Annotated in this window: 18 protein-coding genes; 12 read left to right on the top strand and 6 right to left on the bottom strand. The window is 66.8% G+C overall.

Annotation, left to right across the window (positions count from 1 at the left end; all coding sequences use genetic code 11):
- Positions 1–70: 70 nt before the first annotated feature.
- From ACFC0O_RS36995 to ACFC0O_RS36980, 4 genes are all read right to left on the bottom strand, one after another.
- Positions 71–1174, bottom strand: a complete 1104-nt coding sequence (locus ACFC0O_RS36995; RefSeq protein WP_375966596.1) for a hypothetical protein — start codon at positions 1172–1174, stop codon at positions 71–73.
- A 118-nt stretch (positions 1175–1292) separates the two neighbouring features.
- Positions 1293–1679, bottom strand: a complete 387-nt coding sequence (gene rplL, locus ACFC0O_RS36990; protein ID WP_375966595.1) for a 50S ribosomal protein L7/L12 — start codon at positions 1677–1679, stop codon at positions 1293–1295.
- A gap of 67 nt (positions 1680–1746) precedes the next feature.
- On the bottom strand, positions 1747–2136 hold the full coding sequence (locus ACFC0O_RS36985) for a thioesterase family protein (protein WP_364632993.1): 390 nt from the start codon (positions 2134–2136) through the stop codon (positions 1747–1749).
- On the bottom strand, positions 2136–2519 hold the full coding sequence (locus tag ACFC0O_RS36980; RefSeq protein ID WP_364632991.1) for a thioesterase family protein: 384 nt from the start codon (positions 2517–2519) through the stop codon (positions 2136–2138). Before ACFC0O_RS36980 ends, ACFC0O_RS36985 begins: the two co-directional genes overlap by 1 nt.
- 109 nt (positions 2520–2628) lie before the next feature.
- Between ACFC0O_RS36980 and ACFC0O_RS36975 the strand changes: the two genes are divergently transcribed.
- The 4 genes from ACFC0O_RS36975 to ACFC0O_RS36960 all read left to right on the top strand — a co-directional run bounded on the left by ACFC0O_RS36975 (position 2629) and on the right by ACFC0O_RS36960 (position 6265).
- Positions 2629–3582, top strand: a complete 954-nt coding sequence (locus ACFC0O_RS36975; protein ID WP_375966593.1) for a GlxA family transcriptional regulator — start codon at positions 2629–2631, stop codon at positions 3580–3582.
- Between the two features lie 36 nt (positions 3583–3618).
- Complete coding sequence (locus ACFC0O_RS36970) at positions 3619–4350, top strand: DJ-1/PfpI family protein (protein ID WP_375966592.1); 732 nt, start codon at positions 3619–3621, stop codon at positions 4348–4350.
- A 63-nt stretch (positions 4351–4413) separates the two neighbouring features.
- Positions 4414–5610 (top strand): cytochrome P450, encoded by a 1197-nt coding sequence (locus ACFC0O_RS36965; protein ID WP_375966591.1) that lies wholly within the window; start codon positions 4414–4416, stop codon positions 5608–5610.
- 172 nt (positions 5611–5782) lie between these two features.
- Positions 5783–6265, top strand: a complete 483-nt coding sequence (locus ACFC0O_RS36960; protein WP_375966590.1) for a helix-turn-helix domain-containing protein — start codon at positions 5783–5785, stop codon at positions 6263–6265.
- A 53-nt stretch (positions 6266–6318) separates the two neighbouring features.
- Here the strand turns inward: ACFC0O_RS36960 and ACFC0O_RS36955 are convergent, their stop codons facing one another.
- Positions 6319–7011 (bottom strand): GntR family transcriptional regulator, encoded by a 693-nt coding sequence (locus tag ACFC0O_RS36955; RefSeq protein WP_375966588.1) that lies wholly within the window; start codon positions 7009–7011, stop codon positions 6319–6321.
- Between the two features lie 121 nt (positions 7012–7132).
- Here ACFC0O_RS36955 and ACFC0O_RS36950 point away from each other — a divergent pair, with 121 nt between their 5' ends.
- The 7 genes from ACFC0O_RS36950 (at position 7133) to ACFC0O_RS36920 (ending at position 15334) form a co-directional block, all read left to right on the top strand.
- Positions 7133–8053 (top strand): ABC transporter permease, encoded by a 921-nt coding sequence (locus ACFC0O_RS36950; RefSeq protein WP_375966586.1) that lies wholly within the window; start codon positions 7133–7135, stop codon positions 8051–8053.
- Between the two features lie 83 nt (positions 8054–8136).
- Entirely contained in the window at positions 8137–8949 is an 813-nt protein-coding gene (locus tag ACFC0O_RS36945) for an ABC transporter permease (RefSeq protein WP_375966584.1), read from the top strand.
- Positions 8946–9971, top strand: coding sequence for an ABC transporter ATP-binding protein (locus ACFC0O_RS36940; RefSeq protein ID WP_375966582.1), 1026 nt, complete (start codon positions 8946–8948; stop codon positions 9969–9971). The genes ACFC0O_RS36945 and ACFC0O_RS36940 overlap by 4 nt, the downstream gene beginning before the upstream one ends.
- A gap of 35 nt (positions 9972–10006) precedes the next feature.
- Positions 10007–11020 (top strand): ABC transporter ATP-binding protein, encoded by a 1014-nt coding sequence (locus ACFC0O_RS36935; RefSeq protein WP_375966581.1) that lies wholly within the window; start codon positions 10007–10009, stop codon positions 11018–11020.
- A 15-nt stretch (positions 11021–11035) separates the two neighbouring features.
- A complete protein-coding gene (locus tag ACFC0O_RS36930; RefSeq protein WP_375966579.1) occupies positions 11036–12565 on the top strand; it encodes an ABC transporter substrate-binding protein in 1530 nt (509 codons plus the stop codon).
- A 37-nt stretch (positions 12566–12602) separates the two neighbouring features.
- Positions 12603–13856, top strand: coding sequence for an amidohydrolase family protein (locus tag ACFC0O_RS36925; protein WP_375966578.1), 1254 nt, complete (start codon positions 12603–12605; stop codon positions 13854–13856).
- Positions 13853–15334 (top strand): chlorohydrolase family protein, encoded by a 1482-nt coding sequence (locus ACFC0O_RS36920; RefSeq protein WP_375966577.1) that lies wholly within the window; start codon positions 13853–13855, stop codon positions 15332–15334. The genes ACFC0O_RS36925 and ACFC0O_RS36920 overlap by 4 nt, the downstream gene beginning before the upstream one ends.
- Here ACFC0O_RS36920 and ACFC0O_RS36915 read toward each other — a convergent pair.
- Positions 15331–16092 (bottom strand): hypothetical protein, encoded by a 762-nt coding sequence (locus tag ACFC0O_RS36915; protein WP_375966575.1) that lies wholly within the window; start codon positions 16090–16092, stop codon positions 15331–15333. The genes ACFC0O_RS36920 and ACFC0O_RS36915 overlap by 4 nt on opposite strands.
- 274 nt (positions 16093–16366) lie before the next feature.
- Here ACFC0O_RS36915 and ACFC0O_RS36910 point away from each other — a divergent pair, with 274 nt between their 5' ends.
- Positions 16367–16540, top strand: coding sequence for a hypothetical protein (locus ACFC0O_RS36910; RefSeq protein WP_375966573.1), 174 nt, complete (start codon positions 16367–16369; stop codon positions 16538–16540).
- Positions 16541–16543 lie beyond the last annotated feature (3 nt).

The raw sequence follows: 16543 nt of genomic DNA, 5'->3' as shown, positions 1-16543 counted from the left end.
AGTTTGCGCACGCGCAATGACGCGGGCGTGCACGGGGTTCACCCGCGCCGGAAACCGCCCGCCGAGGGAATCAGGGATGTGAGCGGAGCCAGAGGCGGCTGGCGTTGTCCTCGATGGTCGACAGCAGGAGTCCGGCTGGGAGCGCTGCCATTTGGACTCGGGTCGCGGGAATCGGGAGTGGAATGTCCTGCCAGTCGGCGCAATTCGGATCGACGGACAGCAGGTGCGCCGCGCCGTCGAGCCGGACCATCGCCAGGGTTCGGGAGTCCTCGGCGATGACCTTCAGGGTGTCGATGATTCCGGCGGCCGGACCGGGGACGGCCGGGGTGGCGTCGTTCGGCCAGCACAGCAGGGTGGGCGAGGCGGCGGTGGACTGGCCGAAAACGGTGCAGCGGTCCGGATTACAGCCCGCGCGGGTGGCGAGGGCGGCGGTGCCCGGGAGTGAGACGCGCCGCCAGGTGAAGCCGTCCGGGGAAGTCCATTCCAGCGGCAGCTGGGTGCGATCGCGCTGGGTCTGGCCGACGATCACGAAACCGGGCGGACCGGTGGTGATCGCGGCAGCCCCGGTCAATTCACCGGGAGCCGAGGACAGGACGGGATCGTCCGCATGCCGTTCCCAGTTCGCGCCGTCGACCGAGGTCCAGGTGGCAGCGCCGTAACGGCCGTCGGGACCGTCCCATCCGCCGATCAGCACGGTGACACCGGCGAGCCCCGCGGCGGCCGTCACCGCTAACGCGTGCGGACCGCCGAACAATTCGAAAACCTGCGGATGCTCGACCAGCTCGGCGGGGTGGTCCACCGACTCGGGGTGGTCGGCGCTCCAGACCGTCATGCGCGGATTCCCGTGCGCGCCACCGAAAGCCTGACCCAGTACGACGGTCCGCTCCCCCGCGCCCGCCGAAATCAGTTCCGCCAGAAACCCGTACGGACTCTGCGGTCGCACCGGGATCGATGACCACCGGGTGCCGTCGGCCGAGAGCCAGGCGGCCGGAGCCCGATCCGCACCGGAGGGCACCGACCCGAGCGCCAGTACCCCGTCACGGACCGGGATCAGTTCCAGCACCCGCGCGCCCGCCGCCGGTGGGGTCAGCTCTCGCCACTCCGAATACGTTGCGGCACTGCTACATCCGGCAATCAGCGCGAGAACCACCAGCAGGGCGAACGACCACCTCATCAGCACACTCTGGCAGACCGGGGCGAGTGCGGCGCGAAATTCGACGCACGCCGAGGGTGTGAATCCCGGCCAAAAGCATGCCGGGATGACGGGGGGCCGCTGTAATGCGCGCCGGCGCTCAGCGGAGGGCGGCGCGGGCGCCTGCGGCCTCGAGTTTGACGCGGGCGGTTTCGGCGGCGTCGCGGGAGACGCCTTCCAGGACCGGTTTCGGGGCGGATTCGACCAGATCCTTGGCCTCCTTGAGGCCCAGGCCGGAGACGATTTCGCGGACCGCCTTGATCACCTGGATCTTCTTGTCGCCGAAGGATTCCAGGATGAGATCGAATTCGGTTTGCTCCTCGGCGGTTTCGGGTTCGGCGACCGCGCCGTTCGGTGGCGGGGCGTAGGCCGGGGCGGCGGCGGTGACGCCGAATTCGTCTTCGAAGGCTTTGACGAAACCGGAGAGTTCCAGCAGCGTCATACCTTTGAAGACTTCGAGCAGTTCGTCGACGGTCATCTTGGCCATGATGGACCCCCTTGCAGCGCTGACCAGGCGATACATCCATCATATGCGCGGCGTCCGCGCGGGGCGATCAGTTTCGCGGTGCCGCGAACCTCGCGAGGAAGTCACGTTCGGCCGCGGTGAGCGCGCGGGTGGCGCCGTCCGACACCGTCACGAGCGTGGAAGTCGCTGTGAGATAAAGGGATTCGGCATCGCGCACCTCGTGCGCCAGGGTGAACGAACTGGTCCCGATTCGATCCACCACGGTGGTGACGGTGACCGGATCGGTACGAAAGACCAGCGGGGTGCGATAGCTCAGGCGCTGCCCCGCGACCACGACTCGCCATGGCGTATCCGGGGAGTGGTGACCGTCGAGCAGATCGGTGCGCGCCTCGTCCAGGTACTGGGCGAAGATGACGTTATTGACGTGCTGCAGCGCGTCCATATCGGTGCGCCGCAATTGAATGGCGTAGCTGTGCATCACAGACTCAACTCCTCGAGCATGCCGCGTTCGGTGTCGCCGAGTTTGCGCGAGCGCTGCGACTCGCTGTCGAAGGCGACCATCGTGCAGATCGCGGTGGAGTACACCACCTCGTCATCGCGGATCTCCTGCGCCAGGGTGAAGGAGGAGCCGCCCACCTTGGTCACCCAGGTTTCCACCCGCACCGGATGCGAGCGGTACCGCAGCGGCGTCAGATAGTCGATATCCATCTGCGCGACCACGCTCGATCCGCTGAATCCGCGCGTCCCGAACAGGTCGATGCGGGTTTCCTCCAGATAGCGCAGATGCGCGGCATTGCTGACGTGCCCGTCGGCGTCCATATCGGACCAGCGCAGGGGGCAGAGGAACTGGTGTCGGGCCACCCGCCATTCATATCAAGCCGCCGCGGCAGCGCTCCGACCGGCAGTCGATGGCCGAATTTGCAAGAGTCGTGTCATTGACGCCATCGGGCGCACACCGCAGGCTGAAGGCATGCGGGTGGTGCTGATCGTGGTGTACGACGGGTTCGCGCTGCTGGATCTGGCCGGACCCGCCGATGTGTTCAGCGGTGCGGCCGCGCTCGTGGCCGACGGATACCGCGTGGAGGTCGCCGCGGTGCGGCCGGGACCGGTGCGCTCGAGCAGCGGGGTCACGGTGACCGCGGACCATGCGCTCGCCGACTGGTCGGAACCGATCGACACACTGATCGTCGCCGGTGGGCTCGGCTTCTGGAATGCGAGCGCGGACGCCGAACTCATCGCGGGGATCGCGCACGCGGCCGGGTACGCCGAGCGGATCTCCTCGGTGTGCTCGGGGGCGTTCCCGCTCGCGCGCACCGGACTGCTGGACGGCCGCCGGGTCACCACGCACTGGGCGGCGGGCGAATTGCTCGGACGCGAATTCCCCGCTGTGACAACCGAACCCGATCTCATCTATGTACGCGACGGGCCGATCTGGACCTCGGCGGGCGTCACCGCGGGAATCGATCTCGCACTCGCCATCGTGACCGCCGACCACGGGCCCGAAGTGGCGCGCGAGGTGGCGCGCTGGCTGGTGGTGTACCTGCATCGTCCCGGCGGGCAGAGCCAGTTCAGCACGCCCGTGGCCGCCGATCCGCCCAAGCGCAATTCGCTTCGGCTGCTTCAGGTGTGGCTGGAGGAGAATCTGGGATCGGATCTGTCGCTGCCCGTGCTGGCCGAGCGCGCGGGTATGAGCACCCGGCATTTCTCCCGGGTGTTCGCCGTCGAGACCGGCACCACCCCGGCGCGATATGTCGAACAGGTGCGTATCGGGGCGGCGCGACGGCTGCTGGAGAACACCGATCAGCCCATGGACCGGGTGGCGGCCGCCGTCGGGCTGGGCAGTCCCGAAACGCTGTATCGAATCTTCCACCGGCACTTGGGCATACCGCCGGGCGAATACCGCGCCCGCTTCACCCGCGTGTGACAGCACTTCACAGAACACCGAAAGTGAGAGTCCCCCATGACCTTCCAGATCGCCATCGTGCTGTACCCGGGCATGACCGTGCTCGACGCCATCGGCCCGTACGAGGTGCTGCGCTCCCTGCCCGACAGCGAATTGCGTTTCGTCTCCAATGAAGTCGGCCCGATCATCTCGGACTCCGGGGTGCTGGTGCTGGGCGCGACGCACACCTTCGCCGAGACGCCCGCCCCGGATCTGGTGCTGATCGGCGGTTCCGAGGCCGCGACCACCGAGGCCATGGCCAATCGCGAACTCATCGACTGGCTGCGCGCGGTGCATCCGAACACCCAATGGACGACCTCGGTGTGCACCGGATCAATGGTGCTGGCCGCCGCCGATATCCTGCGCGGGCATCCCGCGACCACACACTGGTCGGCCCAGCCCATGCTGGCCGCCTTCGGCGCGGAATCGCGACCGCACGATCGCATCGTGCGCAGCGGCAAGATCGTCACCGCCGCCGGCGTCTCGGCCGGAATCGATCTGGGGCTGTGGCTGGTCGGCGAGATCGCGGGCACCGAAGCGGCGCAGATGGTCCAGCTCGGTATCGAATACGATCCGCACCCGCCCTTCGACACCGGCCACCCGGACAAGGCCCCCGCCGACCTGCTCCGCAAGACCCGCCTCGAAATGACCAAACGCGCCGCCAAGCCCCGCATCCCCCTCGACCTGGCCAGCACCTTCTGGCACCTGACCCTGAACCGAGTACGCGAGCGCAGCGCCGCCAAGCGCTGAACCCGGTGCCGCGCTCCGCCGGATTGCCATGGCGCTCGGTGGAATTGGCGTAGCGTCGGAGTGATGAGCGAGCTGCTCGACGATAAGTTCTTCGCTGATCCGCACGAGCATTACCGGCGGTGGCGCGAGGCCGGGCCGGTGCATCGGGTCGACTTCGGGGATGGGCTGGATCGGTGGCTCATTCTCGGATACGAGCAGGGGCGCGCGGCGCTGGCGGATCCGCGACTGCGCAAGGACATCGATCTGTTCGAACAGGTGCTGGCGCGCAAACGCGGTGTGCCACGGGTGAATCCGCGGCCCCGGGAGGCGCTGCGGCATATGCTCAATTCCGATCCGCCGGACCACACCCGGCTGCGCAAGGCGGTGGCGCGGGCGTTCACCACGCGGCGGGTGGCACTGCTGGAACCGGTCATCGAGCGGACCACGCGTGAACTCGTCGACGCCATGGACGAATTCGAGCGGGTCGATCTGCTCGACGCCTTCGCGGTGCCGCTGCCGGTGACGGTGATCTGCCATCTGCTCGGAGTGTCCATCGACGATCGCGATACCTTCCGGGCGTGGACCAGAGCGCTGGTGGGCACCGACGATCCGGCGACCGATCGCGCCCGGGCCCACCACGATATGGTGCGGTTCCTGCGAAATATGCTGCGGGACAAGCGGGTACATCCGGGTGAGGATCTACTCTCGCTGCTGATCGTCGACGACGAGGCGCGACTGGACGATCAGGAATTGGTGGGCATGGCGCTGCTGCTCCTGGTCGCCGGACATGAGACCACCGTCAATCTCATCGGCAACGGCGCGCTCGCCCTGCTGCGCGACCGTCCCTGGCTGGAGCGGCTGCACGCCGATCCCGGCTTGATCCCCGGCGCGGTGGAGGAGTTTCTGCGCCTGGACGGCCCGGTCGATCTGGCCACGCCGCGCTTCACCGTGGAGCCGATCACGGTCGGCGATACCGTGATTCCGGCGGGCGAGGTCGTGTACGTGGCGCTCGCGGCGGGCAATCGCGATCCGGCGCACTACCCCGACCCCGATCAGCTGCACCCCGCCGATGAGCACAGTGCCCATCTCGCCTTCGGGCACGGCATGCATTTCTGCGTCGGCGCTCCGCTGGCTCGCCTGGAAGCCAAATCGGCGTTCACCGCGCTGCTGCGGAGCTTTCCGAATATGCGCCTGGCCGTCCCCGAATCGGAGCTGCGCTGGTATCCGAATCCGGTCATTCGGGGCCTCACCGAACTCCCGGTCCGATTGCGCCCCGAATGACTTCGAAATCGGAGCCATCCGGACCCCGGGTCGGCTCCGAAGAGGGGTAGCCAGCGGTTCGCGGCACGCCGAGCTTCCGCTCATGCCCGGGGGTCACGCGCAGTCGTGGCAGTCTTCCCCATGCTCCGACGACCGTGGGCATCGACAGATCAGGGAGGGTTTTATGGCAAAGATGGGTAGGCGAAAGCGCTCGCGGCTCAACACACAGGCTTTCCTGGCCAGTGGCGGCGTATCGAAGAAGCAGCAGGAAGCGGCAGAGCGCGCGATGCGAGGTGAGAGCGCCGCAGCCGTTTCGGCAGAGTCGGCCGCACCGGCCGCGAAGGCCGCCGCGCCACAGCCCGCCGCCGCGAAACCGGCCACGGATGCTGCGGCGAAGCCCGCACCGGCCGCGGCCGAGCCCGTCGCGCAGCCCGGCGACGGCCCGGACATCAACGCCCTCGCCGATCGAGTCAAGGCCCGCCGCAAGGAAATGGGCTGGACCCAGGGCGATGTCGCCAAGAAGGGCGGACCGGCCGCCGGCATGATCAGCCAGATCGAGCGCAGCCTGGTCGAATCCCCGGCCGCCGATGTGCTGAGCAAACTCGACGCCGGACTGGAGTGGCCCGCGAACACCGCCGAGGCCATCCTCGCGGGTCGCGTACCCGTCGGCGCGTAGTCCGCGCGACCTTCGTCATCCCGGCCAAAAGCGCGCCGGGATGACGGGAAGGGTCAGGCGTCGTTCGTGCGGCGCAGCTCGGCCAGGATTTTGAGGGTTGGAATGCGGCCCGCCTCGGTATGACTGAGCATGGCGTATTCGGCCAGACGTTCGTCTCCCGAGGTGATGGCACTGATGAGATGACGATGATCGTCTAGTTGTTCGGCCACATCACGTTCGGTGGTGATGAAGAACAGCCATGCCATGCGTGCCAGGATCGCCCGCATCAGTTGCGTGAGCAGCGTGTTGCCCGCCAGTTCGACAATGGCGCCGTGCAGATCCGCATTGGTCTCCGCGATGCGCAGTGGATCACCGGAGGCGATGGCCGCCTGCGAATTCGACAGCGCGGTCTGTAGCGGCGCGCTGTCCGCGCCCTGCCGGATGCGAGCGGCGGCGAGCCGGGCGGCCAACGGCTCCAAGCCGATTCGCACATCGAACAGCTCCTCGACCGCGGTGTGGTCCCAGGATTGCACCACGGCGCTGCGGCGCGGCTGGGCGGTGACGATCCCGTCGAATTCCAAGAGCGTCAACGCCTCCCGCACCGGCAGGCGCGAAACGCCGAGCAGTTCGGCCAGTCTGGCCTCGGGCAGCTTCTGCCCTTCGGAGTAGACCCCGGTGATGATGCTGCGCCGCAGGTCGTCGTAGATGCGGCGGGTCTGGGAGGTGTCATCGACGATCAACTCTGACGTACTCGCGTTTCGAGGCACCCGCCCAGTCTACGAACTGGTTTCGGTATACCGATATATCTCTTACGAAACATGAACAACACTCTCAGGAAACCGAGGTCGGCGATTCTGTATACCGAACACCGGATCCGAGGAGAAACGCTTGGCCGCCTACCTGCTGCGCCGCCTGCTTCAGGCGGTGATCACCGTCTTCGTCGTCATCACCCTGGCCTTCGGGCTCGGACGGCTCACCGGCAGTCCGGCGGCGACGCTGCTGCCGGAGACCGCGAGCCAGGCCGATGTGGCGGCGCTCAATGCGAAACTCGGCTTCGACAAACCACTGCTCACCCAGTACCTGGACTATCTGGGCGGTGTGCTCACCGGGGATTTCGGTGACTCCTATCGCCAGGACGGCACTTCGTCCATGACGATCGTGCTGCAAAGACTGCCCGCCTCACTGCAATTGGGCACCGCCGGTTTCCTGCTCGGCGTCGCGCTGGCGTTGTTCGCGGTGCTGGCCGTGCATCTGAGCGGGTTCTGGTCGTTGCGCGGGGTACTGCTCGGCGTGGGCGCGGGCCGACTCGCGGTGCCGGACTTCCTGTTCGGACTGCTGCTGGTGTTGGTGTTCTCGGTGACACTGGGCTGGCTGCCCTCGCTGGCGGGGGCGAATCCGCTCTCGATCGTCATGCCCGCGGTGACCATCGCGACCGCGCAGTTCGTGGTTTACACACGGCTGCTGGACAATTCGCTGACCACCGAGAGTTCACAGGACTACGTGCGCACCGCGTATGCCCGCGGGGAACGCCGCTCGACGGTTATCGTGCGCGAGATCCTGCCCAATGCGCTGCTGCCGGTGCTCACCGTCTCCGGTATCAATTTCGGCACCCTGCTCGGCGGTCTGGTGATCGTCGAAACCGTGTTCGCCTGGCCGGGTTTGGGCCAGCTGATGCTCGGTTCGGTGTTCAGTCGCGACTTCCCGGTGGTCCAGTCCGGACTCATCGTGATCGCTGCCATCTTCGTCCTGGTCAATCTGGCCGTCGACCTGCTGTACGGCTTCGTCGATCCGAGAGCGAGAGTTCGATGATCCCTGTTCTGCCGCGCCCGTCCCGTGCGTCCTCGACGCGCGGATATTCGGCGCGAAATATATTGGCGCTCACGGGAATAGCCATGATTCTCGCGGTCGTGCTGTTCTCCCTGCTGTATCCGCTGACCCCGGGATACAGCCCCTACGCCCAGGAACTCTCGGCCTCGTTCACCCGGCCGTTCACCACCGGGCACTATCCGCTCGGCACCGATTCGCTGGGCCGGGATCTGGCCAGCAGGCTCGCGCTGGCCGGGCGGATCACCCTCGCGCTGGTGGTGGTGATCGTGCTCGTGAACGCCTTGATCGGCGTGGTGATCGGCACGGTCTCGGGTTACTTCCGGGGCCCGCTGGACAGCCTGCTCATGGGTTACGCCGATGTGCAGCTGGCGGTTCCGATGTCCCTGGTGATCATGGCGCTGTCCGCGGTACGCGGGCCGAGCGTCATGCTCATGGCCACGATTCTGGGGCTGACGTTCTGGGTCGGGTACGCCCGGGTCAGCCGATCGGTCGCATTGGGTTTGTCCACACGGGATTTCGTCATCGCGCCGCGATTGCTCGGCGCGCGCTCGAGCTGGGTCATGCGCAAACACATTGTGCCGCATGTACTCACGCCCGTCGGGATTCTGGCCACCGCCGACCTCGGCAATGTGATGATCATGATCTCGTCGTTCGACTACCTCGGGCTCGGTGTGCAACCGCCGACGCCGAGCTGGGGTCTGATGATCACCGACGGGCAGAAGTATGTGCGGCAGGCGCCGTACCTGACCATTGTCCCGGCCGTCGCGCTGCTGCTGGTGATCGGCGGAACCCTGCTGGTGAGTCAGCGTTTCACCGGCGATGGGCAGGGGCTGCGCCGCACCGTGCGGGCCGGACGCCGGCAGGCGGTGGCGGCATGACCTCCACTCCACTGCTCGAGGTCACCGATCTGACGGTCGGATACGTGACCCCGGAGGGCGAGCGCATCGTGCTCGTCGATTCGGTATCGCTGCGCCTGGAACCGGGCGAAGTCCTCTGTCTGGTGGGCGAATCCGGCTCCGGGAAGTCGGTCACCATGCTCGCCGTTCTCGGCCTGCTCACGCCACCGCTGACGGTGTTCTCCGGCAGCGTCCGATTCCGCGGCCGCGAATTGGTCGGCGCGGATGACGAGACCCTGCGTCGGTTGCGCGGGGCGGAACTCGGCATGATCTTCCAGGATCCGATGACCTCGCTCAATCCGGTGCGCCGGGTCGGCGTGCAGATCGAGCGCGCGCTCGCCGTCCACCAGCGCCTGGATCGCCGGGCTCGGCGGCAGCGTGTCGTGGAACTGCTTGCGGCGGTGGGCATTCCGCAGCCCGAGGAGCGGTCCCGCGCCTATCCGCACGAATGGTCCGGCGGTATGCGCCAGCGCGCGGTGATCGCCATGGCGATGGCGAACGATCCGGCGGTGCTCATCGCCGACGAACCGACCACCGCGCTCGATGTCACGGTGCAGGCCCAGCTCATGCAGGTGCTCGCCGAGGCCCGCGCGCGCACCGGCGCGGCCATGGTGCTCATCACCCACGATCTCGGCCTGGTCGCCCAGCACGCGGACCGCGTGGCGCTCATGTACGCGGGACGGGTCGTCGAAACCGGCACGGTCTGGCAGATATTCGATGATCCGGCACATCCGTACACCCGGGGGCTGCAACGCAGTCTGCTCGGCGGTGACGGCGAACCGGACGGCCGCGCCTACGCCATCCCCGGATCACCGCCCGCACCGGCACAGCGACCCACCGGCTGCGGCTTCGCACCGCGCTGCGAATTCCCCGGCAAGACAGCGGAGTGCGATACCAGCCCGCCCGCGTTGATCGCACTCGACACCGATCACGCGCTCGCCTGCCCGCCCGCGCGGGAGGCGATGCGCACCACCGCACCGAGCGGACGGCAGGCAGCCTCATGAATCCGATCGCCCTTCCCGGTAGCCCTGTCCGAGCGATGAGCAGGGAGAGTTCCACCGAGACCGACTCCGCCGCAACGGAAGTCACCGAGTCACATGAGGACGTCATTCGCGTGGAGGACCTGCGGGTGTCCTTCACCAGCCGCCGCGGCCTGCGCGCCAAGCGCACGCTGCGGGCGCTGGACGGGATCTCGTTCAGCGTGCGACGCGGTGAGACCTTCGGGCTGGTGGGCGAATCCGGCGGCGGGAAGTCGACGCTGGTGCGCACCCTGTTCGGGATCAATACGCCGGATTCGGGGAGTATTCGCATCCTCGGCGAGGATCTGGGCGCACTGCGGCCGAAAGCGCGGCGGGCGCTGCGCAATCGGGTGCAGCTGGTATTCCAGGATCCGTATTCGTCGCTGGATCCGCGTATGACCGCGCACGACATCATCGCCGAACCACTGCGCATCGCGGGCGTCTATCGCCGCGAACGCGTCCTGGAACTGCTGGCCCAGGTCGGCCTGGGCGCGGATGCGCTGGATCGGCGTCCGGCCGCGTTCTCCGGCGGGCAGCGTCAACGCCTGGGCATCGCCCGGGCATTGGCGCTCGACCCCGAGGTGCTGGTGCTGGACGAACCGGTGTCGGCACTGGACGCCTCGGTGCAGGCCCAGGTCATCAACCTGCTGCAGGATCTGCAGGAACGGCTCGGACTGTCGTATCTGTTCATCGCGCACGACCTTTCGGTGGTGCGGCATCTGGCGGATCGGGTGGCCGTCATGCATCTGGGCAAGCTCGTCGAGATCGGCGCGACCGAGGACGTTTTCACCGCACCCCGGCATCCGTACACCCGCGCGCTCATTGCCGCCGCCCCGGTGCCAGATCCACGCGCTCGCGGGCGCGGGACCGCGGCGCTGCTGCGCGGTGAACTGCCCGATGCGGCGAACCCGCCCAGCGGCTGCACCTTCCGCACTCGCTGCCCGATCGCGAAACCAGCATGCGCGCAACATATTCCACCCCTCGAATTCCGAGATCCGAACGGCCATGCGGTGGCCTGTCTCTTCCCCCTGTGAAAATGAAGGAAATCAATGAGATCCAACCTCTCCACCGTGCTGGCCGGGCTGACCGTGCTGGCCGCCGGTTCGCTCGTCCTGAGCGGCTGCTCCCCCGCCGGTGTCTCCGGTAATTCGTCGAACGCCATCGTCGTCGGCGCGGTCGCCGAACCCGAGCATGTGCCCGACCCGATCATGGACGGCTCGCTCGCGGGCTACAACTACTACTTCGCCGAATTCGAGCAGCTGGCCCGCTTCGACGCCGACGGCAAGATCAATCCGCTGCTGGCCACCAAATGGGAGCACAACGCCGATTTCACGCAGTGGACCTTCACCATTCGCGAGGACGCCAAATTCCAGAACGGCGCACCGGTGAAAGCCTCGGACGTGGCGTTCACCTACAACACCATAAAGGCGAATCCGACCGGTGATCCGGCCTCCTACATGGAGATGTTCGAGCACGCCGTCGTCGGACCGCAGAACACCGTGGTATTCACCCTCAACGCCGCGTATTCGGCCTGGCCGACCATTGTCACCGGTGTGTCGATCGTGCCCGAGGACGTCTACACCAAACTCGGTTCCGCCGGATTCGCCGCGGCCCCGGTGGGTTCCGGGCCGTTCATGTTCGATCACTACACGCGCGGCGTGGAATATGTGCTCAAACGCAATCCGAACTACTGGGGTAAGGCCACCGAGGTCGAGAAGATCACCTTCAAGACCGTCGGCGATGCCGATGCCCGCCTCAATGGCGTGCAGTCCGGCAGCCTCGATGTCGCGCTCATCGCGCCGAATCAGGTGTCGGCGGTCTCGGGTTCGGCCAATGTGACCGTCAAGGCCAATGTGTCGAACGGCGTGACCTTCCTGGGTATGAACTCCTCCGCCGGGCCGCTGGCCGATCAGAAGGTGCGCGCGGCGATCGCGCTGGCCATCGACCGCACCGCCATTGTGAAGAATGTGCTCGCCGGTAAGGCGACCGTGGACAATCAGCTGATCGCCAAGAATGTCGGCGGCTTCGATCCCGCCTATCCGCAGGCGGTTTACGATCCGGTCAAGGCCAAACAGCTGCTCGCGGAATCCGGGTACAAGGGTCAGGCCATTCCCTTCCAGTACGCCACCAACGGGCGCATTCCGCTGAGTTCGGAAATCGCGCAGGCGATTCAGGGCGATCTGGCCAAGGTCGGCATCAATGTCACGCTGAACGGCACCGATCAGGGCAGCTTCTCGCAGATCATCTACGGCACCAAATCCGCGACCGGGCTGTATCTGAACACCTATGCGCCCTCCACCATGGACGGCGACGCGCCGGTGTCGTCCATGTTCGGCGGACAGCAGAATGATTACGCCATGCAGCCGGTCACCAAGGCGCTGGTCGCCAAGACCCGGACGGTCGGCGGACAGGATCGCATCAATGCCTACAGCGAATTGTTCCGGCATAACGACGGTCAGGCGCTGCTGATCGGGCTGTACACGCCCGACACCAGCTATGCGGTGCGGCCGGGCCTGAATTGGACGCCGCGCGCCGACGGCATGATCACCCTGGACGCGGTCACCTTCCCGAAGAGCTGACCACCTCTCACCCGATGACGAGCGAGAAGAAGGAAGTATGAGCGGCAACCTCCACATCACCAACGTGCGCCCGTGGGGCGGCGAACCCGTCGACGTCACGATCGAGAAAGGTGCGATAGCAACGGTTTCCGCCGTGGGAACGGTCGACGCCCCGATGGGTCCGGTGCTGGACGGCGGCGGCCGGCTCATACTTCCCGCGCTCTCGGATGTGCATCTGCATCTCGACTCCAGCTGTCTCGGTTTGCCTTTCCGCGCCTACACCGGTGAACCGGGACGCTGGGGCCGCATCATGAACGACCGGGCGAACTGGCGATCGGCCGAGCGTTCGGTCGCCGAACGCGCGACGTTCACCCTAGCTACGGCGATCGCCAATGGCGCCACCAGAATTCGGACGCATGCACAGGTGGACGCCGATTCGAAACTGACCAAATTCGAAGGCGTGCTGGCGGCGCGGGAACGCTACGCCGACGCCGCCGATGTGCAGATCGTGGCCTTCCCCCAGGTCGGAATCCTGCTCGAGCCGGGGGTTTTCGATCTGCTCGACGCGGCGCTGCGGGGCGGCGCGGATCTCATCGGCGGTATCGATCCGTGCGAGATCGACCGTGATCCCGTGCGGCATCTGGACGCGGTATTCGAGCTCGCCGAACGGCATCAGGTCGGGGCGGATATCCATCTGCACGAGGCCGGTGAGCTCGGCTTGTTCACCCTGTCACTGATCCTGGAACGGGTCGAGGCGCTCGGAATGCAAGGGCGCGTCACGATTTCACACGCCCGCGCGCTGGCGAGCGGACTGCGGGGCGTACCCGCGACCATCGAACGACTGGCCGCGAATCGGGTGGATATCACCCATGCCGCCGGGGGTAGCGGCTGGGAGTTGCCACTGCTCGACCTGGCCGCCGCCGGGGTGCGCGTCGGGGTCGGGATGGACGGCCAGCGCGACTACTGGTCGCCGTACGGCAATGGCGACATGCTGGATCGCGCTTGGCAATTGGCGTTCGTCCAGGGGTATTCCAGCGATCCGCAGGTCGAACACGCGCTGGCGGTGGCGACCTGGGGCGGTGCGAGCATTCTGGATCACGATCTGCCGGTACTGGATCGGCTCGGATTGCATCCGGGTTTCGCATCGGGCGATCCCGCCGAATTCGTGCTCATGGACGCGGTGAGCCCCACGGCCGCGGTGATGGATCGGCCCGCCGAACGCACCGTCATCCATCAGGGCGCGGTGGTCTCGGTGGACACCGCGCTGGACGGCTTCGAGATCCCCGGACGCTGGGGACGGGCGGGACAGTGACTGTGCGCCAATGCATTCGGGCGAGATATCTACTCGCTCACGAAGAAGGCTCGCACGTGCTGATCGAGCACGGCGAGGTCGTCGTGGACGGCTCACGAATCGTCTTCGCCGGGCCGCGCGCGACCGGACCGGCCGCCGAGACGGTCATCGAACTCGGTGACGCGCTACTCATGCCCGGGCTCATCGACCTCGACGCGCTCACCGATATCGACCACACCATTATCGATTCCTGGCAGTCCCGCGAACTCGGCTTAGGACTGCAATGGTCACGCGACTACGCCGAACACCGGCGGCGGGCCGTATTCGATGCCGAGGAGCGCGCTTTCATTCGCGAATACGGCTTCGCGCAACTGCTGCTGCACGGAGTGACCACGGCCATGCCGATCGCCTCGGAGGTGCACAGCGACTGGGCCGAGACCTGCGCGGACGCCATCGCCATGGGCGAAGCGGCGGAGCGGCTCGGGCTGCGGGTGTATCTCGGGCCGAGTTATCGCTCGGGCGTCAATGTGGTGGACGCGGACGGCACCCGCTCCATCTACTGGAACGAGGCCCTGGGCAACGACGGATTCGACGATGCCGCACGGTTTCTGGATTGGGCGCGCGCACGGGATTCCGATCTCGTGCACGGAGCGCTACTGCCATGCCGGATCGAGACGCTCGGTGCGGACCTCATGCGGCGCACCGCGAAACTCGCGGCGGAATCCGGTGTGCTGGTACGGCTGCACGCACTACAGGGTCTGCTGGAACGACGACTGATCCTGGAGGAGTTCGGCGCGCCCCCGCTGGAGGTGCTGGCGCAGACCGGGCTGCTCGGGCCGAATCTGCTGATACCGCACGGCATTTACATCGATTCGAATCCCTTCGTCGACGCCGACACCGATACCGACCTCGCCACCCTGGCGGCCTCGGGAGCGACGGTCATCCACTGTCCGCTGACCATGGCCAGACATGGCGCGGCACTGGACAGCTTCGCGCGCTATCAATCCGCGGGTGTGCGCCTCGCACTCGGAACCGATTCCTTCCCACCGGATCTGGTGCGCGGCATCGACACCGGCGTCACCGTCGCCAAGATTCTGGCGCACCGCACCGATGCGATCGGCTACGCGGACTATGTCACCGCGGCCACCCTCGGTGGCGCGACCGCACTGGGCCGCACCGATCTCGGCCGCATCGAGGCGGGCGCGACCGCCGATCTGGTGGCCTTCCGGCTGGGCGACCCGCTCGACGGAGTGCTGGACGATCCCATTCGCACCCTCTGTATGAACAGCACGGCCCGCGCGGCGATCTTCTCCATGATCGCGGGCCGCATCGTCATGCGTGACGGGCGGATACCGGGTATCGACCTGACCGCCATGACGCGGCGTGCCCAGGGGCTGTTCGATCGGATGAAGGACGCCTACTCCGAACGAGATTATCTGCGCCGCAGCACGGATGACCTGTTCCCGGCGTCCTTCCCCGGGTCACGACGGGGCGATTAGGCCGCCGGGGCGGGCGGGGTGTTCAGCTCGTTGAAGAACTGGAACAGCGCCACGGCCGCGACCGGACCGCCGATGAAAATGGTGCCCGCGACCACGCCGATGGCGGCCAGGGCCGCGCCGGTGACCAGGCATCCGCCGATGAAACCGGGAATGGCCAGGGTGCCGATGGTGACGGCGCCCGCGCCCGCGCCGACCGCCGCGCCACCCGCGATACAGCCGATGCCCGCGCCGATCACGGTGCCGATGAGGCTGCCGATGGCGACACCGACGGAGACCTCATTGGTCAGGTTGCTCAGCGCCTGATTGAAGTTCGCGTTCGCGGTGGCGTCGATCTGCTTGACGGCCGGGGCATTCGGGGCGACCGGGGTGGCGGCCGACGGATCGGTGACCGGGGTCAGCGTGGCGGTGGTGCCGTCGATGCGGGCGGTGATCGGGAAGATCGCACCGTCGCGCTGGTAGCCCAGGGGCACGGTCGCGACGGTCTTCCCGGTCGCGTCGACGATCTGGAACTGATTGTCCTTCGCGGACAGTGAACCCGCGTCGGTCGTGATGACGACCGAGTGATCGACCACGCTCGCCCGGTAATGGATACCGGGCGCGATATCGGCGCCGACCGTGCTGTTGCCCGCGGGCTGCGCCGCGGCCACATTCGCGGTGACAGAGGTGACGGAGACTGCGGCGACGGCGACGGCCGCGGTCGCGATAAAGGAACGGAACTTCATCAGAATCTTTCCAGGTTCGGCGAATTCGGTATGCACGCCGGTAATTCGAATGCGCGACAACCGCGCTGGGCGCTCATCATGTGCCGCGAATTCGAGCCCTGTCAATCCGCGAATGGGAATAGTGACGCGCACCGCATCGATAGACTTCATGCACTGCGAAGCGCCAGGTCAGAGCCGAATTGCGGTGAATCGTAAAGGATTCGGGGCAAGCCGTAAAAGTTCCGTACAGAATTCCGCAAGGACACCGTTCGAGATTGACTCGCGGGCGGCGCGATGTGAATCCTTGGGAATTCATTTCAAGGAGATGGTCATGATGGTCACCGCACGTTCCCGTGCCATGGCGATGTTTCTGCTACTCGGCGATTCGGCACGCCGGATGCGAGCACGGCACACCCTCACCGCCGATGAGCGCCACAATCTGCGCGCCAGTTGTCATCATGCCGCCGTGCACACTGCCTCATTGGGCGGGCATTCGTACCTCTAGCGG

Origin of the sequence: Nocardia sp. NPDC056100 (assembly GCF_042266325.1) — a bacterium.
In the GTDB taxonomy this organism is placed as follows: Bacteria; Actinomycetota; Actinomycetes; order Mycobacteriales; family Mycobacteriaceae; genus Nocardia.
This window is presented reverse-complemented; position numbering and strand designations above follow the sequence as displayed.